The organism is Saccharopolyspora sp. NPDC000359 (genome assembly GCF_040300525.1).
Lineage (GTDB): Bacteria > Actinomycetota > Actinomycetes > Mycobacteriales > Pseudonocardiaceae > Saccharopolyspora.
Genome location: NZ_JBEPDU010000001.1, coordinates 362666 through 387241 on the forward strand (window position 1 = coordinate 362666; position 24576 = coordinate 387241).

At 72.4% G+C, this 24576-nt stretch carries 24 protein-coding genes; 15 read left to right on the forward strand and 9 right to left on the reverse strand.

Annotation, left to right across the window (positions count from 1 at the left end; genetic code table 11):
* Position 1 precedes the first annotated feature (1 nt).
* The 4 genes from ABT324_RS01835 to ABT324_RS01850 form a co-directional block, all read right to left on the reverse strand.
* Entirely contained in the window at positions 2–445 is a 444-nt protein-coding gene (locus ABT324_RS01835; RefSeq protein ID WP_351169943.1) for a hypothetical protein, read from the reverse strand.
* Between the two features lie 64 nt (positions 446–509).
* Entirely contained in the window at positions 510–2006 is a 1497-nt protein-coding gene (locus tag ABT324_RS01840) for a putative T7SS-secreted protein (RefSeq protein ID WP_351169946.1), read from the reverse strand.
* Position 2007: 1 nt separating this feature from the next.
* On the reverse strand, positions 2008–2352 hold the full coding sequence (locus ABT324_RS01845; protein ID WP_351169949.1) for a hypothetical protein: 345 nt from the start codon (positions 2350–2352) through the stop codon (positions 2008–2010).
* Positions 2352–2771 (reverse strand): SseB family protein, encoded by a 420-nt coding sequence (locus ABT324_RS01850; RefSeq protein WP_351169952.1) that lies wholly within the window; start codon positions 2769–2771, stop codon positions 2352–2354. The genes ABT324_RS01845 and ABT324_RS01850 overlap by 1 nt, the downstream gene beginning before the upstream one ends.
* Positions 2772–3394: 623 nt before the next feature.
* On the opposite strand from ABT324_RS01850, the gene ABT324_RS01855 reads away from it, so the two are divergent.
* The 5 genes from ABT324_RS01855 to ABT324_RS01875 are packed head-to-tail and all read left to right on the forward strand — an operon-like array spanning position 3395 to position 7141.
* Entirely contained in the window at positions 3395–3766 is a 372-nt protein-coding gene (locus ABT324_RS01855; RefSeq protein ID WP_351169955.1) for a hypothetical protein, read from the forward strand.
* Between the two features lie 10 nt (positions 3767–3776).
* Entirely contained in the window at positions 3777–4382 is a 606-nt protein-coding gene (locus ABT324_RS01860; RefSeq protein ID WP_351169958.1) for a DUF3558 domain-containing protein, read from the forward strand.
* Between the two features lie 9 nt (positions 4383–4391).
* Positions 4392–5675: a PPE domain-containing protein gene (locus tag ABT324_RS01865; protein WP_351169961.1), complete on the forward strand. Its 1284-nt coding sequence runs from the start codon at positions 4392–4394 to the stop codon at positions 5673–5675.
* 1 nt (position 5676) lies between these two features.
* Positions 5677–6477 carry an ESX secretion-associated protein EspG gene (locus ABT324_RS01870; protein WP_351169964.1) on the forward strand — a complete coding sequence of 267 codons (801 nt, stop codon included), beginning with the start codon at positions 5677–5679 and terminating at the stop codon, positions 6475–6477.
* Between the two features lie 43 nt (positions 6478–6520).
* Positions 6521–7141 carry a nucleoside/nucleotide kinase family protein gene (locus ABT324_RS01875; protein WP_351169966.1) on the forward strand — a complete coding sequence of 207 codons (621 nt, stop codon included), beginning with the start codon at positions 6521–6523 and terminating at the stop codon, positions 7139–7141.
* Position 7142: 1 nt separating this feature from the next.
* On the opposite strand, the gene ABT324_RS01880 is transcribed toward ABT324_RS01875, so the two are convergent.
* Complete coding sequence (locus ABT324_RS01880; protein WP_351169969.1) at positions 7143–7334, reverse strand: hypothetical protein; 192 nt, start codon at positions 7332–7334, stop codon at positions 7143–7145.
* Entirely contained in the window at positions 7331–7822 is a 492-nt protein-coding gene (locus tag ABT324_RS01885; RefSeq protein ID WP_351169971.1) for a hypothetical protein, read from the reverse strand. The genes ABT324_RS01880 and ABT324_RS01885 overlap by 4 nt, the downstream gene beginning before the upstream one ends.
* Positions 7823–7963: 141 nt before the next feature.
* Here ABT324_RS01885 and ABT324_RS01890 point away from each other — a divergent pair, with 141 nt between their 5' ends.
* Together ABT324_RS01890 and smc are read left to right on the forward strand one after the other, a co-directional pair.
* Positions 7964–8257, forward strand: coding sequence for an acylphosphatase (locus tag ABT324_RS01890; protein WP_351169974.1), 294 nt, complete (start codon positions 7964–7966; stop codon positions 8255–8257).
* 104 nt (positions 8258–8361) lie between these two features.
* The gene (smc, locus tag ABT324_RS01895; protein WP_351169977.1) at positions 8362–12000 is read left to right on the forward strand and encodes a chromosome segregation protein SMC; all 3639 of its coding nucleotides are present in this window, start codon (positions 8362–8364) and stop codon (positions 11998–12000) included.
* Between the two features lie 4 nt (positions 12001–12004).
* Here smc and ABT324_RS01900 read toward each other — a convergent pair whose 3' ends face one another.
* Positions 12005–12289 carry a hypothetical protein gene (locus tag ABT324_RS01900; RefSeq protein ID WP_351169980.1) on the reverse strand — a complete coding sequence of 95 codons (285 nt, stop codon included), beginning with the start codon at positions 12287–12289 and terminating at the stop codon, positions 12005–12007.
* 163 nt (positions 12290–12452) lie between these two features.
* On the opposite strand from ABT324_RS01900, the gene ABT324_RS01905 reads away from it, so the two are divergent.
* A complete protein-coding gene (locus ABT324_RS01905) occupies positions 12453–13067 on the forward strand; it encodes a hypothetical protein (protein ID WP_351169983.1) in 615 nt (204 codons plus the stop codon).
* A 43-nt stretch (positions 13068–13110) separates the two neighbouring features.
* Here ABT324_RS01905 and ABT324_RS01910 read toward each other — a convergent pair whose 3' ends face one another.
* Positions 13111–14622 (reverse strand): sodium:solute symporter, encoded by a 1512-nt coding sequence (locus ABT324_RS01910; RefSeq protein WP_351169986.1) that lies wholly within the window; start codon positions 14620–14622, stop codon positions 13111–13113.
* Positions 14623–14630: 8 nt separating this feature from the next.
* On the reverse strand, positions 14631–15812 hold the full coding sequence (locus ABT324_RS01915; protein WP_351169989.1) for an anhydro-N-acetylmuramic acid kinase: 1182 nt from the start codon (positions 15810–15812) through the stop codon (positions 14631–14633).
* A gap of 155 nt (positions 15813–15967) precedes the next feature.
* Here ABT324_RS01915 and ftsY point away from each other — a divergent pair, with 155 nt between their 5' ends.
* The 7 genes from ftsY to ABT324_RS01950 form a co-directional block, all read left to right on the forward strand.
* A complete protein-coding gene (gene ftsY, locus ABT324_RS01920) occupies positions 15968–17485 on the forward strand; it encodes a signal recognition particle-docking protein FtsY (protein WP_351169992.1) in 1518 nt (505 codons plus the stop codon).
* Between the two features lie 424 nt (positions 17486–17909).
* Positions 17910–18599 (forward strand): FadR/GntR family transcriptional regulator, encoded by a 690-nt coding sequence (locus ABT324_RS01925; protein ID WP_351169995.1) that lies wholly within the window; start codon positions 17910–17912, stop codon positions 18597–18599.
* Positions 18596–19825 (forward strand): CynX/NimT family MFS transporter, encoded by a 1230-nt coding sequence (locus ABT324_RS01930; RefSeq protein ID WP_351169998.1) that lies wholly within the window; start codon positions 18596–18598, stop codon positions 19823–19825. Before ABT324_RS01925 ends, ABT324_RS01930 begins: the two co-directional genes overlap by 4 nt.
* Positions 19826–19927: 102 nt before the next feature.
* Positions 19928–21262, forward strand: coding sequence for an ammonium transporter (locus tag ABT324_RS01935; protein WP_351170001.1), 1335 nt, complete (start codon positions 19928–19930; stop codon positions 21260–21262).
* The gene (locus ABT324_RS01940) at positions 21259–21597 is read left to right on the forward strand and encodes a P-II family nitrogen regulator (RefSeq protein WP_351170004.1); all 339 of its coding nucleotides are present in this window, start codon (positions 21259–21261) and stop codon (positions 21595–21597) included. Before ABT324_RS01935 ends, ABT324_RS01940 begins: the two co-directional genes overlap by 4 nt.
* Positions 21598–22107: 510 nt before the next feature.
* Positions 22108–22668, forward strand: a complete 561-nt coding sequence (locus tag ABT324_RS01945; protein WP_351170007.1) for an AAA family ATPase — start codon at positions 22108–22110, stop codon at positions 22666–22668.
* 294 nt (positions 22669–22962) lie between these two features.
* Positions 22963–24576 (forward strand): DEAD/DEAH box helicase (locus ABT324_RS01950; protein WP_351170010.1); only part of this gene is annotated, 1614 nt, incomplete at its 3' end.

A 24576-nucleotide genomic window follows, 5' to 3' on the forward strand; every position in this document is an offset into this window, starting at 1 on the left:
GTCAACCTCCGAACTGCAGGGCCTCCCGCGTCTTCCGCAGGCGGTGGGCGAAGGACACGCTCCACGGATCAGCGTCGGGAGGCACCTGCCCCTCCCACTCCGCGTGGTAGAGCATCTGCTCGAACGAGCTGGTGGCGAGGTAGTGCAGATCCCGCTCCGGGACCAGGTCCAGCGCGTGCACCTGCACCGGCGACGGCGGTTGCCCGAAGGTGGGGTAGATGCGCACCGCATTGACCGCGCAGGGGTGCTCCGGCGTCCCCCACCAGGCGTCCCGGCGAGCCCCCTGGGCCATGAAGACCACCCGCGGCATCTTGTCGCGGATCCTCATCAGGCAACCGCACAGCGACGGGCCCCTGGCGGTGGCCGGTTCCTTCTCGGGGACGGTCGCGCGCGTGTGCACCACGCCGTTGACCTCTCGCCACGTGAACTGGGCGGTCGCGACCATCGGTCCTTGGTGACCGCGCAGTTCGGTGATCACGCGTACGTAAGCGCTCTGTTCCACAGCCTTCTCATCCCTCTCCCGGGCCGTACCTGCGCTGCAGGTCCTCGATCGTCTTGCGCTCGTTCCGGATGTCCGCCGGGTCCACGTGCCCGCGCCAAGAATCGTCCAGCCGGGCGGTCGCGGGGCCTGGCGGTTCGTGGTGCGTCGGTGGTGCTTCAGGAGGCGGGTTGCTCGCTCCCGGAGCCGGGTCGGGTGTCGGGTCCGGTGCGGGTTCGGGCGCGCCCTTGCCGTCGTCGAGCCAGCTGTCCGGGGTGTTGTCGTCGTCGAACCAGTCGGGCAGTTCGTGGCGGTTGCGGGGTTCCGGGACCGGGGCCTGCGGCGGTTCCGGGTCGGGGAGCGGATCCGAGCCCTTCGGTCCGAACTCGTGCCCGTCCCACGGGTTCGCGGGTGCTTCCGGGGCCCGCGGTGGAGGTGCGGAGTCGAGGTCCGCCCAGGGCGGGGTGCCGTCGGGGCGGCCGAGCTCGCTGACGCGGTCGGTGGTGCGGGAGATGTCGCTGGCGGTGTCGGCGGCGTCGGTGATGTGGTCGGTGGACCTGAGCACGCGGCTGGCCAGGCCGGCGCCGGTGAGCCCGGCCGCGGCGTCGGGGACCATCGAGCCCAGCGCCTTGGCCGGGTTCTCCTTCCAGCCGTCCACGTCGACCACGGTCTTGACGGCCTGCCAGGGGTTCTCCACGACCGACTGGACCGTGGTGGCCGCGGCTTCGTTGAACTGCCGGTAGCCCTCGGGGTCGGTGAACTGCATGCCGGGCTGGCTGTAGTAGAACGCCTTGCCCAGGCCAATGCCCAGGCCGAGCGCACCTTCGGCCATGCCGACCACGCCCTCGACCACGCCGGACCCGAAGTCGTACGCCACGGCACCGAGGACCTGCGCGCCGTCGGCGATGTTCGCGGCGATCTGGGCCAGCGGGCCGGGCTTGTCCGGGGCGCCCTGGCAGGCCTTGAGCACGACGTCAGCTGCCCGGTCACCGGCCGCCTGCACCGCCGCCTTGGCCGCGGCGATCTCCTGCTGCGCGCGGGCGCGGGCTTCCGCGCCGGGGTCCACGAACTCGCCCGGCCCAGTGCCCGAGCCACCCGCGACGGCGGCGTTGTGCTTGGCGAGGGCTGCTCGTGAGGCTTCGTTCGCCTGGTCCAGCTCCTCCTTCGCCCGCTGCGCGCGGGGTTTCTCGGTGGCCAGGACCTGCTCGTAGTCGCGCACCGCCTGGCCAGCGTCGGTCAGCGCGTCGGCGGCCTTGAGCCACTCCGCCGGTGCCTTGTCCAGGAAGTTGGCGCGGAAGGCGTCCCCGGCCTGGCCGGTCCACCCGCCGGAGTCGATCGACTTGATGCCCTGGCCCGCGCGTTCCAGCGCCGAACCGAGCTTGCTCAGGTGCTCGCCGACCTCGGCGGCGGTGGCGGGAACGCCGGGGATGACGTCCTGCGGCCCGACACCGGTCAACTGGCCGAGCTTGTGCAGCTCGCTGCCCGCCCAGTCCAGGTCCTGGTCGAAGGTGCTGCTGTTGCTGACCACCTCAGCCACCCACTCCCCGCTGCAGCTCCTGCACCGCGTCGGCGTCCATCGCGTGGTAGGAGGCACGCGCCTCGCCGAGCGCTCCGACCGCGGCCTGGCCGTCCTCGACCAGGTAGCGCAGTCCCCACTCCCAGGCTTCGCCGAACGCCAGCAGCGCGCCGCCGAGCTTGTCGTGCCCGACGTGCGGCACCGAGTCCATCGTGAGCTCCTGCAGGCCCATGCCCTGCGCGCCGGCCGCGGCCATGCCCCAACCGGCCATCTGGCCGAGCTCGGAGACCGCGTCCCGAACACCTTCCTCGGCGCTGCGCAGCGCCTCAAGGTCGACGCGAAAACCGTCGTGCGCCATCAATTCCCGCTTTCGGTGAGTGCGAATCGGTCGGGTACCAGCCCGGCGACCGGGCCCAGCGCGGTGCTGTGCCCGGTGCCGGGGTCGATGACCAGGCCGGTGCCCCTGGGCAGGGCGGGCAGGCACTGGTCGAGCAGTTCGGCCCCGGTCAACTCGGCGTAGCGCACCTCGTCCGCGCCGCGCCCGGAACCGCGGTGGAACTCGGCCATCCGGGCCAGCGAGGTGAACACCCCCAGCCAGGCCAGTGCACCGCCGCGAGCGGTGAGCAGCGCCACGCCACTGTCCTCATCGGACACCGGAACGACCAGAGCGGTGGCGCGGAGGGTTCCGGCCAGCTGGTCGAGCGCGCACCGGTCGGTGCGGAACAGGAGCAGGGCTTCGACCAGGTCGGCGGTCGGACCGGGTGGGCTGGGCAGCACCCCGCTGAGGCGTAAAACCCTTTGGGAGCGCGGGAACCCGGTACCCGGGCGTGGTTGTGCGAGCGTCATGGTGTCACGCCTCCACAGCGTGGACGAGGAAGATCAACCGGGGCAGAACCGTATCGAGTGGACCCATCGGCGGCGCTGGGATTGAACTTGCTCCCCGTGTCGGTTGAATCACCGCGCTTATTGCTCCTTCTGGCGGTGAAGGAGCGGTGGGAATGAACTCCTCCTCATTTTCGGGATCGCGCGGGTTCCGCCGCCGTGGAATCAATTGCGGGAGCTCGGCACCGGTTTCCAGGATTCGAGAACTCGTCGGTGGGAACGGGTTCTCCGCACCACTGGCGGAAGGCCGGGGAGCCGCCGGGCGGAAACTGGTCGAACCGGGAAAGCGAGCTGCCCGAACCCCCGGCGAGCTGGAGCGAAGCGGTCCCGGCGGGGTTTTTGCCGGTTTCCGGATTCCGCTGTCGCGGGTGGTTCGCCGAAGTGCCGCATTCGCGATCGCGCACAGTGCCGTGGGATTGCTGTGAAGTTCACGCGAGTTGCTGACGTGCGGTGAACGCCGCTGCTAAGGTCGCGGACGACTTGGTGATCAGAAGCCGCTGACTGGGGGGTTCTCCGCGATGACGACGCCAGCACCGCCGCCACCGCCGCCCGCTCCGGGTGGCGGCCAGACCCTCACCGTCAACAAGGACAACGTCCTCGAGGTGCGCAAGGTCATCCTCGCCGCGGCCGAGGACGCCCGGATCAAGCTGTCGAGCCTGGCACCGAACCTGGTCGTCCGGTCCCCGGGCGAGGACGAGGTCAGCAGGACCGCGGCCGAGGTGTGGACCGGGAACCTGGTCGGCAACGAGGACTCCCACTACGCGCGCCTCATGCAGTACGTGTCCAACGTCTTCGACCTCGGGATGCAGCTGGAAGAGGCCGCCAAGCAGTACGGCTACTCCGACGACGAGATCGCTGCATCGTTCTCCGTGCAGCAGAACCAGGTGTGAGGGGGCCCTGTTGCGAGCGCGACTCCGGTGCGGGTTGGTCATGGTGGCCGCGGCGGCGGTCCCGCTGACCGGGTGCACGGTCAACGGACCCGACCCCGCACCCGAACCTGGTGGCACGACACCGACATCGAGCGCGGGAGCGGCGTCGTTCGACTTCCCGGCGCGCCCCGCCGAACTCCCCATCGCGGGCAAGCAGGACGCGGACGCGTGCACCTGGCTGGCCTCGGAGCAGAAGCAGCAGCTGGAGGTCGGCGGCGGCCGTCCGGTGGTCAAGAGCGGGAACAACTACAACGGTTGCACCTTCCTCGGCCAGTCCGGTCCCGCGCAGTACGGGATCTCGCTGCGGGTCGTGCCGGAAGGGCTCGACGCCTTCGCCCAGAAGCTCGCCGACTCCGCGCCGGAGCAGGACCAGGTCGGCGGTTTCGGGGCGGTGCGCAGCCAGGTGCCGGGCGCCGAGGGCCTCGGGTGCGCGGTGTTCGTCGACGCCGCTGAGGGGCAGACGCTCTACGTCGACCTGACCCTCACCACGCCGGGCGCCATGGACGACCAGCAGATGTGCGAGAAGGCCGGGCAGGCTGCCACCGCGGCGGTGACGACCTTGCAGGCCCAGGGCTAGGGGGACCTTGTGACGAGCATCGATCCGATCCGCGACATCCGGTTCGAGGGGATGGACATCCCCCAGCTGCAGGAGTGGATCACGCAGGTCAAGCAGGGGCGCGGCACGGAGTCGATGCAGTCCGCGGTGCGGGCGCTGGACGAGTGCGTGAAGGTCGTCGTCGAGCTGGACGAGACGCTGCGCCGGGAGCTCGGCAAGCTGCAGATCGCCTGGGAGGGCAACGCGGGCGAGCTCGCCGCCGCCGCGACCAAGCAGCACTCGGTGTTCATGGCCGACGCCCCGGACCCGCTGAAGGCCTCCGCGCAGAGCGTCGACGCGCAGGGCCGCGGTTACGAGTCCGCGCGCCACACCTTGCCGAACTCCGACGAGCTGCGGCACAAGCAGTCGGAGAACGTGCTCGAGTGGTCCGGTGGCGCGTTCGGCTACGAGAGCGACTACGACCAGGAAGCCAAGCAGATCGACGCCAACAAGAAGGCCGCCCAGGCCGCGCTGGCGGGCTACCGCGACACCTCGGTGAACCAGGCGGAGACCTACCAGCCGCTGCCGGAGATGCCGCCCGCGACCGTGTCGGCGCAGTCGGCTTCGTCCAGCGGTATGGCCAGTTCCGGGATCGGCTCGGGGGTCGCCGGGGCGGGCACCATCGGCGGTTCGGCGCAGCCCGGTGTCGGCACCCCGGGCGGGGGTTCGCTGGGCACGGCGGTGCCCGGTGGCGGGTTCGTGCCCGGTGGCGGGTCGGTGCCTGGTGACGGTGACGGGCGTCCCGGTGAGCGCGGGGTCGCGCCGCGGCCCGGCGACCGCCCGGCCGACAAGAAGAAGGCCGAGGTCGACCTGGGCGGCGAGGCGGACCCGACGCCGGAGGCGACCGGCGACAGCGGTGGCATCAGCGCCGGGACTGTGCTCGGGATCGCCGCCGGTGGTGCGGCTGTCGTGGGTGTCGGCGCGTACGCGGCGAGCCGCGTGCTGGGCGGGCGGGCTGCTCCGGCGCCCGCGGGCGGCCCGGCACCCGGTGGATCGGTTGCGCGCGGCGGGACCGTGGGCGGTGGCCCCGGTGACACCACCGCGGGCAAGGCCGCGGGCAACTCCCCGGGCAGCCGCCCGGCGGCGGGTTCGATGATGGGACCGGCCGCGACCCGCGGCGAGAAGCGCAGCGAGGACGCCGAGCACGAGAACAAGTACGTCGCGGAGGAAACCCCCTTCGACGACGAGCGGCTGGTGGCACCCCCGGTGCTGGGCGGTGCCGCCGAGCGCGAGGACGAGCCGCCCGCCGAGGCCGAGCCGAAGAAGCAGGACTGACGTGCGACCTGGAGCCGAAGCCGACCCGATCGTGCTGTCCACATTGGAGTTCGATGTGGTCTGCGAGGCGGAGAAGCTCACCGAGCACCGGCACATCGTGCTGGACGTGCCCAGCCCGGGGGCGACCTACACCGAGCGCGCCGAGCTGGTGGCCGAGGTGTGGGCGTCGCTGCGTGCCAAGCGCCTCGCCGAGCCCAACCGCGACCGGCTGGACGTCGACTTCGCCGACCTGGTCGGCCTGCTCGACCGCCCGCAGCGCAGCGTGGACGTGCGAATCTGGGCCGACCGGTCGATCCGCGCGCTGGCCTCGGCGAACGGTTCGACTGGGCTGCTGACCATCGTCGACGCCGACGTGGTGGAGCTGACCCCGATCCGGGGCGGTGCGCTGGCCGAGGCGGCGGTGTCCGTCGCCGGGGACATGCCCGCCGGGACCGGGCGGGCGGTGAGCCTGCCCAACGACGTCCTGCGCGAGGCCAGCGACCACGCGGGCCCGAACAACCCGCTGGGGTTCAGCGACGAGCTGCGCGTGCTGGGCATCCCGCCGGACGACGCGGCCGACGTCGCCCACATGGCCAACGGCATGGGCATCCGTGGCCAGTTCGGCGTGGAGGCCAGCCGGAACCGCGGCCGCCCGGAGCGGGCCGACCGGGTGGTGGCCTTCCACGACACCGACCAGGGCCGCTACCTGCACGTGGTCCGGCCCAGCGGGGACGGCCGCCGCTGGAGCACCATCGCCCCGGCGGACAACGCCCGGATCGCCGAGTACACCCGGGAACTGCTCACCGAGGTCTGGGCGGACTAGGCGCTCCCCTCGTAGCCTGGCGGCGGTCACGGGAGGTGTCAGCTTGGTCGGGTACGGGGAGCTGGTGGAGCGCGCACGAGCGCTGGCCGGCAGCGGGCAGCGCCGGGTCCTGGGGATCACCGGTGCGCCCGGGGCGGGGAAGGGGACCGTCGCCGCGAAGGTCCTCCAGGAAATCGGCGACGCCGCCGTGGTGGTGCCGATGGACGGGTTCCACCTGGCCAACGCGCAGCTGCGCCGCTTGGGGCGGCAGGACCGCAAGGGCGCGCCCGACACCTTCGACGCCGCCGGGTACGTGGCGCTGCTGCGCCGCATCCGGGCCGCCGAGGAGACGGTGTACGCGCCGGAGTTCCACCGCGAGGTCGAGGAGTCCTACGCCGCGGAGATCGCCGTGCCACCGGACGTCCCGCTGGTCATCACCGAGGGCAACTACCTGCTGCTGGACACCCCGCCGTGGTCGGCGGTCCGGGACCTGCTGGACGAGTGCTGGTTCCTCGCCCCCGACGACGAAGCACGGGTGCGGCGGCTCATCGACCGGCACGTCGCGCACGGCCGGACACCGGCGGAGGCGGCGGAGTGGGTGCGGCGCAGCGACGAGGCCAACGCGGCCCGCATCGCACCCACCCGCGCCCGCGCCGACCTGGTCGTCTTCGGCGACCCGCGCTGAGTCAGGCCCGCTCGGCGAGCTCGGCGCGCACGTCGTCCGGGATGCGCCCGGTGTGGTCGATCGGCGTCCACGGTTCGCTGCGCACCCACTGCGACCCGCAACCCCGGCAGGCCAGCAGCGGCAGGCCGTTGAGCTGCTTGCGGGTCCGGTGCCAGGAGCACAGCGACCGGCAGGCGTGCACGGCCAGCGTCATTCCGGGTCCTCCGAGGTCGCCCAGTCGGTGGTGTCGGTGGTCGGGGTGGGGAGGCTGGTCGTCGGGGGCTTCGTCGGTGTCGTCGGCCGGCTGGTCGGCGTGGAGGTGTGCGTCGGGGTCGGGTCGGGCGTCGGGTCCGGACCCGGGTCCGGCGGCAGCGGCGGCGGGGACCACGTCGGCGTCGGCGCCCCGTCGCTGGACGAGGTCGTTTCCGTGGTGGCGCTGCTGGTGGTGGTCTCCGCCGAGGACTCCCCGCTGGTGGGCGGTGGGGGAGGCAGCAGCGATGGCACGGAGGTCGTGGTGGTCGCCGGGCGGGAGGTGGCGGTCGGTTTCAGCGAGAAGTCCGGGGTGGCCTCGGTCTGCTGCTGGGTGCCAGCGACCACCGCGGCCGTCGTGGCGAACGCGGTGGCCACCACGATGCCCGCTGCGGCCAGCACCACCAGGCGCTTCGGCCGCGCATCCGGGTCTTCCACCTGCAACGGGTCCATCGGTGCCCCACTCGTCGGCGCTTCGCGCGGTCGTGCGCGGGATGCGCGGAACACCCGGCCCCCGCCGAATCGCGGCGGATCATACCGGCCCGCACCGACCCGGTGGACGTGCTGGGGCGGTGCCGGGGCGGGTGCGGCATCATGCCGGGCGTGACGGATTCCGGAGCTGCGCGGTTGACCGCCTGGGTGCACGGACACGTGCAGGGCGTGGGTTTTCGCTGGTGGACGCGATCTCGGGCGTTGGAACTGGGGCTGGTCGGCAGTGCCACGAACCTCCCGGCCAACCGGGTGGAGGTGGTGGCCGAAGGGCCCCGCGAGGACTGCGAGAAGCTGTTGGCGGCCCTGCGCTCGGGCGGGACGCCGGGCCGGGTCGACTTCGTCGCCGAGCAGTGGTCCGATGCCAAGGGCGGGCTCACCGGCTTCGTCGAGCGCTGAGCCCCGGTGCGATCCGCGGTTCTGCGCGGTCGGGGGAGTCGGCGGAGGTAGGCTCGGCCGGACGTGACCAGGGGTAGCCAACCACGGGAAGGTCGTTCGCAGCCGTGCACCTGAAGAGCCTGACGCTGAAGGGGTTCAAGTCCTTCGCCTCGGCCACCACGCTGCGCTTCGAGCCCGGCATCACCTGCGTCGTCGGGCCGAACGGATCCGGCAAGTCCAACGTGCTCGACGCGCTGCGCTGGGTGATGGGCGAGCAGGGCGCCAAGGACCTGCGCGGCGGCAAGATGGAGGACGTGATCTTCGCGGGCACCGCGGGCCGCGCCCCGCTCGGCCGCGCCGAGGTCACGCTGACCATCGACAACACCGACGGCGCGCTGCCGATCGACTACACCGAGGTCTCCATCACCCGCCGGATGTTCCGCGACGGGGCCAGCGAGTACGAGATCAACGGCAACTCGTGCCGGTTGATGGACGTGCAGGAACTGCTGTCGGACTCCGGCATCGGCCGCGAGATGCACGTCATCGTCGGGCAGGGGCAGCTGGCCTCCATCCTGCAGGCCAAGCCGGAGGAGAACCGGCGGCTCATCGAAGAGGCGGCGGGCGTGCTCAAGCACCGCAAGCGCAAGGAGAAGGCGCTGCGCAAGCTCGACGCGATGCAGGCCAACCTGACCCGGTTGACCGACCTCACCGGCGAGCTGCGCCGTCAGCTCAAGCCGCTGGGCAAGCAGGCCGAGATCGCCCGCAAGGCCCAGACCGTGCAGGCCGACCTGCGCGACGCCCGGCTGCGCCTCATCGCCGACGACCTGGTCACCGCGCGCGCCGACCTGGCCCGCGACGAGGCCGACCAGGAAGCCGCCCGGGCCAAGCGCGCCGAGGTGGAGCGGGCGCTGCAGTTCGCGCAGTCCGAGGAGAAGACCCTTGAGGAGCAGGTCGCCGCGGACGCGCCGCGGCTCAACCGCGCGCAGGACACCTGGTACCGCCTGTCCGCGCTGGAAGAGCGGTTGCGCGGCACGCTGCGGCTGGCCGCCGAGCGGCACCGGCACCTGACCACGCAGACCGACGAGCAGCGGTCGGGCCGCGACCCCGAGGAGCTGGAGGCGGAGGCCGAGGAGGCCGCCGAGCAGGAGATCGAGCTGCGCGAGCAGCTGGAGGAGGCGCGCGAAGCCCTGCACGAGGTGGTGCAGCGCCGCTCCGAGCTGGAATCGGAGCTCAAGCAGGCCGAGCAGGCGCACCTGGCCGCGGTGCGGGCGATCGCCGACCGCCGGGAGGGTGCGGCGCGGCTGTCCGGTCAGGTCGAGTCGCTGCGCAGCAAGGTCAACGACACTTCCGACGAGATCGAGCGGCTGTCCGAGGCGCTGGAGGAGGCCACCGCCCGCGCCGAGGAGGCCGAGCGCGCGCTGGCCGACGCCGAGGAGGAGAGCGGCGGCTACGACTCCGACGACGCGGGCCTGCAGGAGCGGCGCGAGTCCGCCGCCGAAGCGCGCGACGCCGCGCGGGCGCGGGTGGAGGAGCTGGTCAAGGCGGAACGCACCGCCGAGCGCGAGATCGCGTCGTGGAAGGCCCGCGTCGAAGCCCTGTCGATGGGCTTGCAGCGCAAGGACGGCGCGGGCGCGCTCATGGCGGCCGGGGACCGGGTGCCCGGGCTGCTCGGCTCGGTCGCGGCGCTGCTGAGCGTCGAACCCGGTGCGGAAGCCGCGCTGGCGGCGGCGCTGGGCGCGGTGGCGGACGCGGTCGCGGTGCGCGGCGTGACCGACGCGGTGACCGCGCTGGAACTGCTCCGCGCTGACGAAGCGGGCCAGGCGGGCCTGCTCATCGGGACCCAGGTGGACCTCGACCGGTCCGGTTGGCCGCAGCTGCCCGGTTCGGCGCGCTGGGCCGCCGACCTGGTCAGCGCGCCGGACGGCCTCCGCGCCGCGGTGACCAGGGCGCTCGACCGGGTCGCCGTGGTCGGTTCGCTCGGCGAGGCGCGGGAAGTCGTCCAGCGCCACCCGGAAGTCCGCGCGGTCACCAGGGACGGCGACGTGCTCGGCGCGCACTGGGCGATCGGCGGTTCCGACGACCGCCAGAGCGCCATCGAGGTGCAGGCCGCGGTCGACGAAGCCGAACGCGAGCTCGCCGCCGCGCAGCGCCGCGCCGAACAGCACTCCGCCGCGCTGGAAGGCGCCAGGGCGGAAGAGGAATCCCGCCGCGCCGAGGTCCGCGCCATCCAGGAGGAGATCAACGACGCGAAGGTCCAGCGCGCCCGCAGCACGGAACGGCTCTCCAGCCTCCAGCGCGCGGCCCGCACCGCCGCGGCCGACGTCGACCGCGCCCGCGACCAGCGGGTGAAGGTCGAGCAGTCCCGCGAGCAGTCCCTGGTCAAGCTCGCCGAACTCGAAGAGCGGCTGCGCATCGTCAAGACCGAGCAGGACGAAGCCGCCGAACCCGACACCGGCGAGCGCGACCGGCTCAGCGCCGAGCTCACCACCATCCGCCAGCAGGAGATGGACGCCCGCCTCACCCAGCGCACGGCCGAAGAACGCGCCCGCGCCGTGCAAGGGCGCGCGGACCAGTTGCGCCGCGCAGCGCGGCACGAGCGCGAAGCGCGGGCCCGCGCGGAGGCGGCGCGCAAGGCGCGGGAGCGCGCAGCGCGCGTGACGCAGGCCGTGGTCGAGGGCTGCGAGACGGCGTTGGAGCGCATCGCGCTGTCGCTGCGCGCCGCGACGGAGGAGCGGGATGTCGCGCAGGCCAAGCAGAGCGAGCACGAGCAGGCGCTCGGCGCGATCCGGGCGCGGGTGCGGGAGCTCAGCGGCGAGCTGGAGAAGCTGACCGACGCGGTGCACCGCGACGAGGTCGTGCGCGCCGAGCAGCGGTTGCGGATCGAGCAGCTCGAGACCAAGATCATCGAGGACTTCGGGATCGGCCTGGACGACCTGGTGGACGAGTACGGGCCCACCGTGCCGATCCCGCCCGGACCGGCCGAGCTCGCCGAGTACGAGGCGGCGAAGGAGCGCGGCGAGGACGTCAGCGCCCCGCCGCCGGTGCCGTTCGACCGCGCCACCCAGGAGCGCCGCGCCAAGCGCGCGGAGAAGGACCTCTCCCTGCTGGGCAAGGTGAACCCGCTCGCGCTGGAGGAGTTCGCCGCCCTGGAGGAGCGCTACAAGTTCCTGTCCACGCAGCTGGAGGACCTCAAGGACAGCCGCCGCGACCTGCTCAGCGTGGTCAAGGAGGTCGACGAGAAGATCCTCGAGGTGTTCTCCTCGGCCTTCGAGGACGTGGCGCGGGAGTTCGAAACCGTCTTCAAGGTCCTGTTCCCGGGCGGCGAGGGGCGGCTGACGCTCACCGACGCCGAGGACATGCTGACCACCGGTGTCGAGGTCGAAGCGCGCCCGCCGGGCAAGAAGGTCAAGCGGCTGTCGCTGCTGTCCGGTGGCGAGAAGTCGCTGACCGCGGTGGCCATGCTGGTGTCGATCTTCCGCGCCCGCCCCTCGCCGTTCTACGTGATGGACGAGGTCGAAGCGGCTCTGGACGACACCAACCTGCGCCGCCTGATCACCCTGCTCGACCAGCTGCGCACCACCTCGCAGCTGATCATCATCACGCACCAGAAGCCGACCATGGAGATCGCCGACGCGCTCTACGGCGTGACCATGCGCGGCGACGGCATCACGCAGGTGATCTCCCAGCGCCTGCGCGGCGAATCGGAGAAGGACCCGGCCCCGGACGCCCCGGCCGAAGGCGACGTCGCCGCGGTGCTGGACTGAGCACTCAGCCGGTGATGCCCAGGGCGTAGCCGACGCCGAAGGCGATCAGCGCCGCCACCGCGGACGCGCCGACCACCACCGGCCAGCCGGGGCGCTCCCGCCGCCGCGGCGCGGGTGGGATCCGCCGCGGTGCGGCGCGATTCACCGGCTCCGGTCGGCCGAGCTCGTCGCGGCAGAGCTCGCACTCCGCCAGGTGCGTGCGCATCACGAGCCACTCGACGTCGTCGAGTCCGCCCGCCGAGTACGAGTTGAGCATGGCGCGGAATTCCGCGTGATCGACCTCGTGCACCCGAATGACCCCCGTCCCCAGTGCTTCACCTGTGGATCATCGTCCTGGTGGCACGGCAGCTGAAGGGGTGGGCCGGTCGGTTTCGGGGTGGACATCCCCGTACGGGAGGATGTTCGACGGACCGGCACCGCGCGCGGCGTCCACCGGAAACCAGGAGGAGACCATGACCAACCCCTACGGCCCGCCGCCAGGCCAGCAGCCGTACCCCCCGCAGGGGTATCCGCAGCAGGGCTACCCGCAGTCCGGCCCGATGCCGGCGCAGCAGCCCCCGGTCCCGCAGGGCTACCCCCAGTCCGGCCCGATGCCGGTGGCACCGCAGGGATATCCGCAGCAGCAGGGCTACCCGCAGGCGCCGATGCCGCAGCCGATGGCGCCGCCCCCGCCCGGCATGGCCCGCGTGCTGATCGACTGCTCGCACCACTGGGTGGTCTGGATCCTGATGCTCTTCAAGCCGCAGGTCACCATCAACGGCTACCCGGGGGCGAAGCTGGTGTGGGGCAAGAACCCCGTCGACCTGCCGCCCGGCCAGCACCAGATCTCGGTGCACGTCAACTACCTGTGGAAGCTCGGCCACGCGACCGCGGTGATCCCGGTGTCGGCGGGCCAGCAGCTGGACGTCTACTACAAGGCGCCGGCGTTCCCCTTCGTGGAAGGTGCGATCGGCCCGGTGCCGCAGGACCCGCCAGGGCTGGGCATCGGCCTGGGCCTCTTCTTCGGCAGCATCGGCCTGTCCGTGCTGGCGCTGCTGATCACGATCATCACGCTCGCCACCCTGTGACGCCCCGGCCGGGGGTCGGTTCCGGCCGGACCGACCCCGCGGCTCAGGCGTTGTCGTCGGCGCGCTCGACCGGCTGCTCGGTGGCCGACCGGCTCTGCCGCAGCGACAGCAGACCGCCCACCACCAGCGTCACGACCACGCCCAGCGGGGTGTACCAGGGGAACGCCAAGGACGCCTCGCCGCCCTCGCCGTCCGGGAACTGCACCCAGAGCACGAAGGCGAGCACCACGCCGATCGTGGCGCAGAAGGCGATCGTGGCGTCGGCCTGCCGGGCCCGCTTGTTCAGCAGTCCCAGCAGGAACGCGCCGAGCAGCGCCCCGTAGGTGTAGCTGGCGATGCTGAGCCCGACCTCCACCACCGGGTTGTCGGTGCTGCTGAACATCGACGCGAACACCACGAACACCACGGCCCAGACCAGCGTCCAGAGCTTGCCCATCCGCAGCACCGCAGCGTCGTCCAGCTTCCGCTTGCCGAACCGCTGGACCAGGTCGCTGACGGTGGAGGTGGACAGCGAGTTCAGCGACGAGGCCAGGGTGCTCATCGCGGCGGCCAGGATCCCGGCGATGAGCAACCCGGACAGCCCCGGCGGCAGATCGTTCACGATGAACGTCGGGAACAGCTCGTCGTTGCTGGCCATGCCCATGTCGGTCGGGTCCGCGCCGCGGAAGAACGACCACAGCATGGCGCCGATCAGCAGGAACAGCGCGAACTGCAGGGCCACCACGACCCCGCTGGCGATCAGCGCCTTCTGGCTGTCCCGCACGTTCCGGCAGGCCAGCAGCCGCTGCACCATGAGCTGGTCGGCACCGTGCGAGGCCATCGCGAACACCGCACCGCCGAGCACCGCGGTGAGGAAGGCGTACTGGTCGGTGACGATCGACGAGGAGAAGTCCAGCACCTCGAGCTTGCCGGCCTCCAGCGCGGTGCTGAACCAGTCCGACGGCAGCTGCCCGGCCAGCACCACCGCGGCCAGGATCGCGCCGCCGACGTAGACGACCATCTGGATCGCGTCGACCCACACCACCGCCTTGATCCCGCCCAGGTAGGTGTAGACCACCGTCAGCGCCGCCAGGACCAGCACGATCTGCCAGTACGCCAGGTCGATGCCGAAGGCCGCCAGCATCACCTTGACCGGGATCGCGGTGGCGAACAGCCGCAGCCCGTCGGCCAGCAGCCGGGTCACCAGGAACGTCACCGACGCGGTGCCCTGCAACCCGGGCCCGAACCGCTTCCCGAGGAACTCGTAGGCGCTGACCAGGTTCCCGGCGTAGTACTTCGGCAGCAGCACGAACGCCACCACGACGCGGCCGATCAGGTAGCCGATGGCCAGCTGCAGGTAGGTGAAGCTGCCGAGGTAGGCCACCGTCGGCACGCTGATCACGGTCAGCGTGGAGGTCTCGGTGGCCACCACCGAGAAGCACACCGCCCACCAGGGCAGCTGGCGGCTGCCGACGAAGTAGTCCTGGGAACTGCGCTGCCGACCGCTCAGCAGCAGCCCCAGCACCGGCATGGCGACCAGGTACAGACCGATCACGGCCAGGTCGAGCGATCGCATGCTGCCTCCTACGCGGTGTTGCCGGGCTGCACGCGCAGCCGGGTCGGCTGGCGGTCGGCCGGTGCGGGCATCCGCAGCGGTCCGGCGCCAGGTGTGATGCTGCCCAACAACCGGGGTCCGGCGGCACCTGTGGTGCCCGGCGTGTTGCCGGATGCCCCGTGCCAGGTGAGGAACCCGAGCAGTGCGGTGAGCAGTGCTTCCTTGCTGTCGGCCGGGAGCCCGAGCTCGTCGCTGACCAGCACTGGGACATCATCCAGTTGGCGGCGCAGCGCAGCGAGCAGGACGGGGTTGCGCACGCCCCCGCCGGAGGCGACGACCCGCACGGCCCCCTCCGCGCGGCAGGCGTCGGCGACGGTGCGCGCGGTGAGCTCGGTCAGCGTGGCGAGCAGGTCGGCGTCGGCGACGTCGGTGCCGAGCTGGGCCAGCGCGCGGTCCAGGTAGGCGGCGTTGAACCGCTCCTTGCCGGTCGACTTCGGTGGGGCCTGCCGGTAGTGGTCGTCGACGAGCAGGACACCGAGCAGGTCCGGCCGCACGGTGCCGCTGGCGGCGATCGCGCCGTCGGTGTCCTGCGGTCGCCCGGTCACGCGGGCGGCGGCGAGGTCGATCAGCGCGTTGCCGGGACCGGTGTCGTAGGCCAGCGGGCGCTCACCGCCGACCACGGTGATGTTGGCGATGCCGCCGATGTTCAGCGCGACGCCCGGGCCGGGTTCGTCGGCCAGCCAGAGCGCGTCCAGCACCCCGGCCAGCGGCGCGCCGTGCCCACCGGCCGCGACGTCGCGGGCGCGCAGGTCGGACACCACGGGCAGGCCGGTCGCCTCGGCGATCCACGCGGGCTGACCGATCTGCAGCGTGCCGCGCGCCCGGCCGTCCTCGACCCAGTGGTAGAGCGTCTGGCCCAGCGAGGCGACGAGGTCCGCGCGGCCGTCCGCGAGGTCCAGGCCGACGCCCGCAGCGGTGGCGAAGTGCTGGCCGACCAGGGTGTCCAGGCGGCACAGCTCCGCGGCGCTGCACCCGCCGGGCGGCAGCGCGGCCAGCAGGTCCCGGTGCAGCTCCGCGGGGTAGGGCACCGTCGTGCTGCCGAGCGCGCGCAGCTCGAGCACCTCGCCGTCCAACCGCAGCTCGGCCGCCGCCACGTCGACGCCGTCCATCGACGTGCCGGAGATCAGCCCGAGCACCCGCCACCAGTCCACGTATGTGGTCTATTGCACAACAGTCGACAAATGCAAGCGTCGAACTCCTTTTGTTGGTTATTTGCTCACTACATCGCTTCAGTGCACGAGCGGGTGGGGTGAGGTGGCCCGGGGCGCGTGCCGGTGCCGGAATCAGCAGGTGGGAGGATGGGCGGGTGACCACCTCTACCGTGATCTTGATCATCGTCGCCGTGGTGCTGGTGCTGGCGATCGCCGTGATCGCCGGTGTGGTGCTGAACCGTCGGCGCCGGATCAGCCTGAGCGAACGGGACGACAGCGCCGCGCCGACCGAGCCCGTCAAGGGCGGCGGCTACCGCGCGGGCGGCGGCATCAGCCTCTCCAGCGGTGGCCCCACCACGGCCGCCCCGCCGGAACACCCCGCGGGCGAGCGCACCGAGGTGGAGGGCCAGCCCGGGGTCGGTGACGACGCGGCGGTGCCGCGCGACACCGAGCGCCGAGGCATCGTCGACGTCCCGCTCCCGGACGGCGGCACGACGACCGAGGAGCCGCCAGCTCCCCCGAAGCCCGAGGCCCCGGAGGAGCCGGAGGAGCCCGCCGCGCCGGAGAAGCCTTCGGCGCCTGAGGCCCCGGAGGAACCCGAGGCGCCCTCGGCTCCCGAGAAGCCTGCCGCGCCCGAAGCCCCGGCCGAGCCCGAGGTGCCGGTGCAGGAGCGCGTCGAGCCGGTACCCGAGCCGACCCCGGCGGAGCTGGCGGCGGCCGAGGAGATCGAGGAGATCGAGCCGACGGCGGGCCGCCTGGAGCGGCTGCGCGGTCGCCTGTCTCGCTCCCGGTCGACCTTCGGCCAGGGCTTGCTGGGACTGCTCGGCGCGGGTGACCTCGACGAGGACTCCTGGGAGGAGATCGAGGACACCCTGCTGCTGGCCGACCTGGGTGCGGCCACCACCACCGAGATCACCGAACGCCTGCGCACCGAGATCGCCTCGCGGGGCGTCCGCACCCCGGAGCAGGCGCGCGCCCTGCTGCGCGAGGTGCTGGTGGACGCCCTCGGCCCGGACATGGAGCGCGCGGTGCGCGCGCTGCCGCACGGCGACCCGGCCGACGGTGGCAAGCCCGCCGTGGTGCTGGTGGTCGGCGTCAACGGCACCGGCAAGACCACGACGACCGGCAAGCTGGCCCGGGTCCTGGTCGCCGACGGCCGGACCGTCCTGCTCGGCGCGGCGGACACCTTCCGCGCGGCGGCGGTCGAGCAGCTGGCCACCTGGGGCCACCGGGTGGGCGCCGAGGTCGTCCGCGGCAAGGAGGGCGCGGACCCGGCGAGCGTGGCGTTCGAGGCGGTCAGTCGAGGCTCGGACACCGCGGTGGACGCGGTCCTGGTCGACACGGCGGGCCGCCTGCACACCAAGACGGGCCTGATGGACGAGCTGGGCAAGGTCAAGCGCGTGGTGGAGAAGAAGGCCCAGGTGGACGAGGTCCTGCTGGTCCTGGACGCCACCACGGGCCAGAACGGTCTGATCCAGGCCCGCGTCTTCTCCGAGGTGGTGGACGTGACGGGCATCGTCCTGACCAAGCTCGACGGCACGGCCAAGGGCGGCATCGTCTTCCAGGTCCAGCGGGAACTCGGCGTCCCGGTCAAGCTGGTCGGCCTCGGCGAGGGCTCCGACGACCTGGCCCCCTTCGAACCAGGCGCCTTCGTGGACGCCCTCCTCGACTGACACCACCCCAGCAGGCCCCCGCACCTCGGTGCGGGGGCCTGCTGCTTCCCGCACCCCGCCCACGCTGGTTCCTCATCCGCGTCTGCCACTCCGGCCGTTCGCACGCGGTTCCCATGGAAATCAGACGTCCGACTTCCATGGAACCGAAAACCGCCACTGCGCCCGGGCGTGTCGGAAGGAGACCAGCGACTGCTCACGACGAGATGACTGCACTCCCATTGATCGGCAACGATCACGCGCCCACCGGTTCTGCCCCGAATCCGGGCACTCCGGTCGGCGACTAACTTCGGTTGGGGAGGCAGGACTCCCGGTTTGCGCGAAGCGCCATCACGAGCCCGGCGGATCGCGGTAGTGGTGGTTCTCACCGGGGCAGAATTTGTCTGACGACTGACCTGTCGCATAGCGTCTGGTGGGAGGTTTCGGGATGCGGGTTGTGGGGCGGCGGTCTTCCGTCGACGAGGTCATCGCTGCGTTGAACGAGCAGTTGGCGCAGGGAGCTTGGGCACCGGGCGAGCGGATACCCACCGAGCAGGAGTTGGTTGCTGAGCTCGGTGTGAGCCGGGCCGTGGTCCGGGAGGCCGTTCGCGCTTTGGTGCAGCTCGGATGCTTGGAGGCCCGGCAGGGTGCCGGGACCTTCGTGGTGTCCGCGGCCGACCCGACGCCGATGCTGCGGCAGCTGCGGTTGGCCGAGCTGCGGGACGTCTTCGAGGTGCAGCTGGCCCACGACGTGCAGGCCGCGCGGTTGGCCGCGCAGCGGCGCGAGGACGCCGACGTCGAGCGGTTGCGGGACCTGCTGGACCGGCGTGACCGGGCTGCCTCGCCGGAGGAGTTCGGCGCCACCGACGTCGAGTTCCACTCCGCCGTGGTCGACGCCGCGCGCAACCCGCTGCTCACCGAGATGTACCGCTACCTGAGCGAACGGCTGCGGGAGAGCCTGGTGGCGCTGCGCGCGGACAGCGCGCTGGCCGAAGGCGGTCCGGAAGCCCACCGGGCGCTGTTCGACGCGATCGCCAACCGCGATCCCGAAGCCGCCGCGAAGGCCGCTCAGGCCGTGATCGAACCGTGTCTGACGTCGCTGCAGGGCGTCGTCGCCGAGGGGGGAACTGCGCAGTGAGCACCGGAGTCCAGCAAGCGCCGACGCGTGCTGCGGGCAGGGCCGCGGTGGCCACCATGGTCCTGATCGTGCTGGTCGCGCTGGCGCTGCGGCCGCCGTTCACCGCGGTGGCACCGTTGCTGGAGCGGATCCAGCAGGACCTCGGGGTGTCGGGCACCTTCGGCGGGGTGCTGACCACGTTGCCGGTGGTGTGCCTGGGCGTGTTCGCGTTCGTCGCGCCGGTGCTGCGGCAGCGGTTCGGCGACGAGAAGGTGGTCGTCGGCTGCCTGGTCGTGCTGCTGGTCGGCAACTCGCTGCGGGCCGTGGGGTCGACCTGGACCCTGCTGGCCGGGACGGTCGTGGTCGGGGCCGCCATCGCGGTGGCGAACGTCGCGCTGCCCGGGCTGATCAAGCGCGACTTCCCGCACAACATCCCGGTGATCACCGCCGTGTACACGGTCTGCCTGACGCTGGGCGGCGCCTTCGCGGCCAGCGTCGTGGTGCCGGTCGGCGCCGCGCTGGGCTCTGCCTGGCAGGCCCCGCTCGGGCTGCTCGCGGTTCCGGTGCTGGTGGCCCTGGTGATCAGCGCCTTCGTGCTGCGCCGCGGTGCCAGCGAGCCGCCGCAGCCGTCGCGGCCCGGGGCGCTGTGGCGCAGCCCGCTGGCCTGGCAGGTCACCGCGTTCATGGGCTTGCAGTCGGCGATGGCCTACGTCGTGTTCGGCTGGTTGCCGACCATGCTGCAGGGCCGGGGCATGAGCGCCGAACTGGCCGGGCTGGCACTCGGCGTGCAGGCGGCGGTGCAGGCCGTCGGATCGCTCACGGTGCCGGTGCTGTGCCGCCGGTTCCGCGACCAGCGGCCGATCTCCACCGCGCTGGCGGTGTGCATCGCGCTGGGCTTCGCCGGGATCCTGGTCGGGCCGGTCTCGGGCGTGTGGCCCGCGGTGGTCCTGCTCGGTGTCGCGCAGGGCGCGGCGTTCGGCCTGGCGCTGACCGTGATCGGGCTCCGCTCGCCGGACAGCGACACCACGGCCGCGCTGTCCGGGATGGCGCAGGGCGGCGGGTACCTCATCGCCGCGACCGGTCCGCTGCTGATCGGGCTCCTGCACGACCTGTCGGGCGGCTGGTCCGTCCCGCTGGTCCTGCTGATGGCCTGCTGCGCCGCCTGGTTGGTCGCCGGGCTGCTCGCCGGCCGCCACCGCCAGGTGCCGTCCGTGCAACGCGGTGGTGACCTCACAACGCGGTCTTAACACCCGGTGAGCTCAATTTCACCGCGGTGAAACAGCAGGACGGGTCGGCTGAAACAGGCATTCCCGATGATGCGGCGCAACTCGGTCCGCACGGGAGGCGATGTGAATTCAGGCGACACCGCGTGGGTGCTCGTGAGCGCGGCCCTGGTCCTGCTCATGACCCCCGGTCTGGCGTTCTTCTACGGTGGCATGGTCCGCTCCCGCGGCGTGCTCAACATGCTGATGATGAGCCTCGGCAGCATCGGTGTGGTGGGTGTGCTGTGGGTGCTGGTCGGCTACTCCACGGCGTTCGGCTCCGACGTGGGAGGCGTCGGCCTGCTCGGCAACCCCGCCGAGTTCTTCGGGCTCAGCTCGCTGCTCGGGGAGGACCAGCTCTCCGGCTCGATCCCCACCCTGGCGTTCGTCGGCTTCCAGGCCATGTTCGCGATCCTCACGGTGGCCCTGATCTCCGGTGCGATCGCCGACCGCGCGCGCTTCGGCCCCTGGCTGCTGTTCGCCGCGCTGTGGGCGGTCGTGGTGTACTTCCCGGTCGCGCACTGGGTGTTCGCCTTCGACTCGACCGACGAGGCGGGCACCGTGACCGCGGTCGGTGGCTGGATCGCCAACCGGATCGCCGCGATCGACTTCGCCGGCGGCACCGCGGTGCACATCAACGCCGGTGCCGCGGCGCTGGCGCTCGCGCTGGTGCTGGGCAGGCGGGCGAGCTGGCCGAAGGACCCGGGCAAGCCGCACAACCTGCCGTTCGTGGTGCTCGGCGCCGGGCTGCTGTGGTTCGGCTGGTTCGGGTTCAACGCCGGTTCGGCGCTGGCCGCCGACACCACCGCCGCGGTCGTGCTGGTCAACACGCTGGTGGCGACCAGCGCCGCGATGCTCGGCTGGCTGCTGGTGGAGCGCATCCGCGACGGCCACGCCACCACCCTCGGCGCGGCCTCGGGCATCGTCGCCGGGCTGGTCGCGATCACCCCGGCCTGCTCCTCGGTGACCCCGCTGGGCGCCATCGCGGTCGGCGCCATCACCGGGGCGGTCTGCGCGCTGTCGGTCAGCCTCAAGTTCCGGTTCGGCTACGACGACTCCCTCGACGTGGTGGGCGTGCACCTGGTCGGCGGGCTGCTGGGCACCCTGCTGGTCGGGCTGTTCGCGTCCTCGGCCGCCCCAGCCGGGGTCGACGGCCTGTTCTACGGCGGCGGGCTGGACCAGCTGTGGCGGCAGGCTGTCGGCGCGGTCGCGGTGCTGGTGTACTCGTTCGTGCTCAGCCTGGTGCTGGCGCTGCTGGTCAAGGCCGTCGTGGGCTTCCGGGCCAGCGCCGAGGACGAGGCCGTGGGCATCGACGAGACCGAGCACGCCGAGGCGGCCTACCACTTCGGGGACAGCGGCTCCACGCGCCGCGCCCCGGCGGCCGACGAGGTGGCGCGCGAGCTGGAGGGCAGCCGGGCATGAAGCTGGTGACCGCGATCGTGCAACCGTCCAAGTTGGACGATCTGAAGGAGGCGCTGGGGCGGCTCGGGGTGCTGGGCATGACGGTCAGCCAGGCCCAGGGCTACGGTCGCCAGAAGGGCCGCACCGAGGTCTACCGGGGGGCCGAGTACCCGGTGGACTTCATCGAGAAGCTGCGCGTCGAGGTGCTGGTCGAGGAGTCCAACGTGGACCGGGTGGTGGACGGCGTCGTGCACGCCGTGCGCACCGGCCAGGTCGGCGACGGCAAGGTGTGGGTCACCGCGGTGGACACGGTGGTCCGCGTCCGCACCGGCGAGACCGGTCCCGCAGCGATCTGACGACCTGAGTTCCCGCGAGGGCGTCCCCGGCCGCTGGTCGGGGGCGCCCTCGCGGCGTTCGTGAGTGGTTTCCGGACCGGAAGCGGGGGCGAGTTGAGTAGCACTACGCAGCCGCACTCAGGGGGCTTCACGGTCTCGCCGGAGCCCGCCGGGCGGCAGACTCCTAGGTGCGACGCGGACAACAGGGGGAACCGGAGGGGGCACCCGCCCGCACTGGGGGTCGGGCGGGTGATTCCGGGCCTGGCGGTCGCAACGGGGGGAACCCGCGCGGGTGGCAGGGGAAGGGCCACCCGGGCGGACTGCGAAGTGCACCAGGGGGTTGGTGCGGAGGCGGCTCGCGCGGGGGAGGGCGAGCCGCCTCCCTTCGCCACATCGGCGGCCACCAGCCATCATGAGAACGCCTTCATCAAAACCCCGCTCAACAGCGACGGAAGCGGTCCGGACCCCGCTGGACAAGATCCACCGACGCGTAATCTGGTCCCCGTCGTGGACATAACGGACTCATCACCAGTGGCCGCCAACCCCCCGCCGACGGTGCGCGTCGACCGCCGATCCCTCGTCGTCCTGGCCGGGCTGCCCGGCGCCGGCAAGAGCACGGCGCTGGCCAAGCTGCGCTCCGACGCCGCCACCTCGACGCTGGACTCCGAGCAGGTCCGCGCGCGCCTGCGCGAGGTCCTGCCGGACCGGCTCGACTACCGCTACTACCGACCGCTGGTGCACCTGGCGCACCGGACCCGCATCGCCTGGTACTGCCTGACCGAGCCCGGGCCGGTCGTCGCGCACGAACCCGCCACCCGCGCCACCACCCGCGCCCTGCTGGTGGCCTTCGGCTGGCTGAGCGGGCGGCAGCTGGTCCTGGTGTGGCTGCACGCCGACCCGCGCGACGCGCTGGCCGGGCAGCAGCAGCGCGGCCGGTTGATCCGCGGCACGTCGTTCCAGCGGCACGTGCAGCGCTCGGACCGGATGTACCGCAGGCTGCTCGACGGCGTGGTGCCGCGCGGCTGGCAGCAGGTGCACCTGCTGACCCGCGAGGACGTCGCCGCCGGGCTCCGGCTGGCCGTCCGGGCGTGATGTGCGTCCCGTTGAGGCGGGGCGGCGCGGCGGGCGCGGATCTCGATCGCTAGGCTGGATTGCTGGTGCTGCGGCCTGGAGGTCGCCGCACCTGGCTGAGAATCATCGAGCTGCGGGTGACTGGCAACAGGGTGTGCGTCCAGCGGAGCGCGCGGTTCGACAAGCGCAAGCGACAGCCCCGTGGTCGGGCGAACCACCGCGCCGACCCCTAGCCCGCACCTGGCGGGCAGTTCCGGGCCGTTTCCGCGATCCATCAGCCCCCTGTCGACCCCACCTAGGAGACCCGCTATCAGCATGCAGACCTTCGACGAGCTCGACCTCGACCCGCGCGTCCGCCAGGCGCTCACCGAGATCGGCTACGAAACCCCGTCCCCGATCCAGGCGCAGACCATCCCGCTGCTGCTGGAGGGGCGCGACGTGCTCGGCCTGGCGCAGACCGGCACCGGCAAGACCGCGGCGTTCGCGCTGCCCATCCTGTCCCGCCTGGACCTCGACGCCAAGGGCCCGCAGGCCATGGTGCTCGCGCCGACCCGGGAGCTGGCCATCCAGGTCTCCGAGGCGTTCCAGCGCTACGCCGCGCACCTGCCCGGCTTCCACGTCCTGCCGATCTACGGCGGCACCGGCTACGGCCCGCAGCTGGCCGGGCTGCGCCGCGGCGCGCACGTGGTCGTCGGCACCCCCGGCCGGTTGATCGACCACCTGGAGAAGGGCTCGCTGGACCTGTCCGGCCTGAAGAACCTGGTGCTCGACGAGGCCGACGAGATGCTGCGGATGGGCTTCATCGAGGACGTGGAGCGGATCCTGCAGTCCGTGCCGGCCAGCCGCCAGGTGGCGCTGTTCTCCGCCACCATGCCCGGCGCGATCCGCAAGATCAGCCAGAACTACCTCAACGAGCCCGCCGAGATCTCGGTCAAGACCAAGACCAGCACCGCCACCAACATCAACCAGCGGTACGTGCCGGTGCGCGGCGCGAGCAAGCTGGACGCGCTGACCCGCATCCTCGAGGTCGAGCCGTTCGACGCGATGATCGTGTTCGTGCGCACCAAGCAGCTCACCGAGGAGCTTGCGGAGAAGCTGCAGGCCCGCGGCTTCAGCGCGGCGGCGATCAACGGCGACATCGCGCAGGCGCAGCGGGAGCGCACCATCGGCCACCTCCGGGACGGCAAGATCGACATCCTGGTGGCCACCGACGTCGCCGCCCGCGGCCTGGACGTCGAGCGCATCTCGCACGTGCTCAACTACGACATCCCGCACGACACCGAGTCGTACGTGCACCGCGTCGGCCGCACCGGTCGGGCCGGGCGCAGCGGGGAGGCGATCCTGTTCGTCTCGCCGCGCGAGCGGCACCTGCTGCGCGCCATCGAGCGGGCCACCCGCCAGCAGATCCAGCAGATGGACCTGCCCACCATCGACGCGGTCAACGACCGCCGGCTGGCCAAGTTCGCGCAGAGCATCACCGACACCCTGGCCAAGGGTGGCCTGGAGGTGTTCCAGGAGCTGGTGCGGGAGTACGAGCAGACCCACGACGTCCCGGCCGCGGAGATCGCCGCCGCGCTGGCCGCCATGGCCCAGGGCGACCGCCCGCTGCTGCTGGAGGCCGAACCGGAGCCGCCGCGCCGCGAGGGCCCGTCGTTCCACCCGAGCAGCTCGGACACCGAGACCTACCGGGTCGAGGTCGGCCGCCGCAACCGGGTCACCCCGCGCGCGCTGGTCGGGGCGCTGGCAAACGAGGGCGGGGTGCCCAGCAAGTACATCGGGCACATCGACATCCGCAACGAGCACACCCTGATCGAACTGCCCGCCGACCTCCCGGACGAGCTGCTCAGCAAGCTGCGCACCACCCAGGTGGCCGGGCGCGGGCTGCGCATCAGCCGCGCCGACGGCGAGTTCATCAGCCGCCGCCCGGTG

Bases quoted from the DNA above. Each gene is read 5' to 3' on its own strand.
- ABT324_RS01890 (WP_351169974.1), top strand. From the start codon at position 7,964: ATGCCGGGCGTGACGGATTCCGGAGCTGCGCGGTTGACCGCCTGGGTG.
- ABT324_RS01845 (WP_351169949.1), bottom strand. From the start codon at position 2,352: ATGGCGCACGACGGTTTTCGCGTCGACCTTGAGGCGCTGCGCAGCGCC.
- ABT324_RS01880 (WP_351169969.1), bottom strand. From the start codon at position 7,334: ATGACGCTGGCCGTGCACGCCTGCCGGTCGCTGTGCTCCTGGCACCGG.
- ABT324_RS01855 (WP_351169955.1), top strand. From the start codon at position 3,395: ATGACGACGCCAGCACCGCCGCCACCGCCGCCCGCTCCGGGTGGCGGC.
- ABT324_RS01910 (WP_351169986.1), bottom strand. From the start codon at position 14,622: ATGCGATCGCTCGACCTGGCCGTGATCGGTCTGTACCTGGTCGCCATG.
- ABT324_RS01940 (WP_351170004.1), top strand. From the start codon at position 21,259: ATGAAGCTGGTGACCGCGATCGTGCAACCGTCCAAGTTGGACGATCTG.
- ABT324_RS01905 (WP_351169983.1), top strand. From the start codon at position 12,453: ATGACCAACCCCTACGGCCCGCCGCCAGGCCAGCAGCCGTACCCCCCG.
- ABT324_RS01925 (WP_351169995.1), top strand. From the start codon at position 17,910: ATGCGGGTTGTGGGGCGGCGGTCTTCCGTCGACGAGGTCATCGCTGCG.
- ABT324_RS01835 (WP_351169943.1), bottom strand. From the start codon at position 445: ATGGTCGCGACCGCCCAGTTCACGTGGCGAGAGGTCAACGGCGTGGTG.
- ABT324_RS01885 (WP_351169971.1), bottom strand. From the start codon at position 7,822: ATGGACCCGTTGCAGGTGGAAGACCCGGATGCGCGGCCGAAGCGCCTG.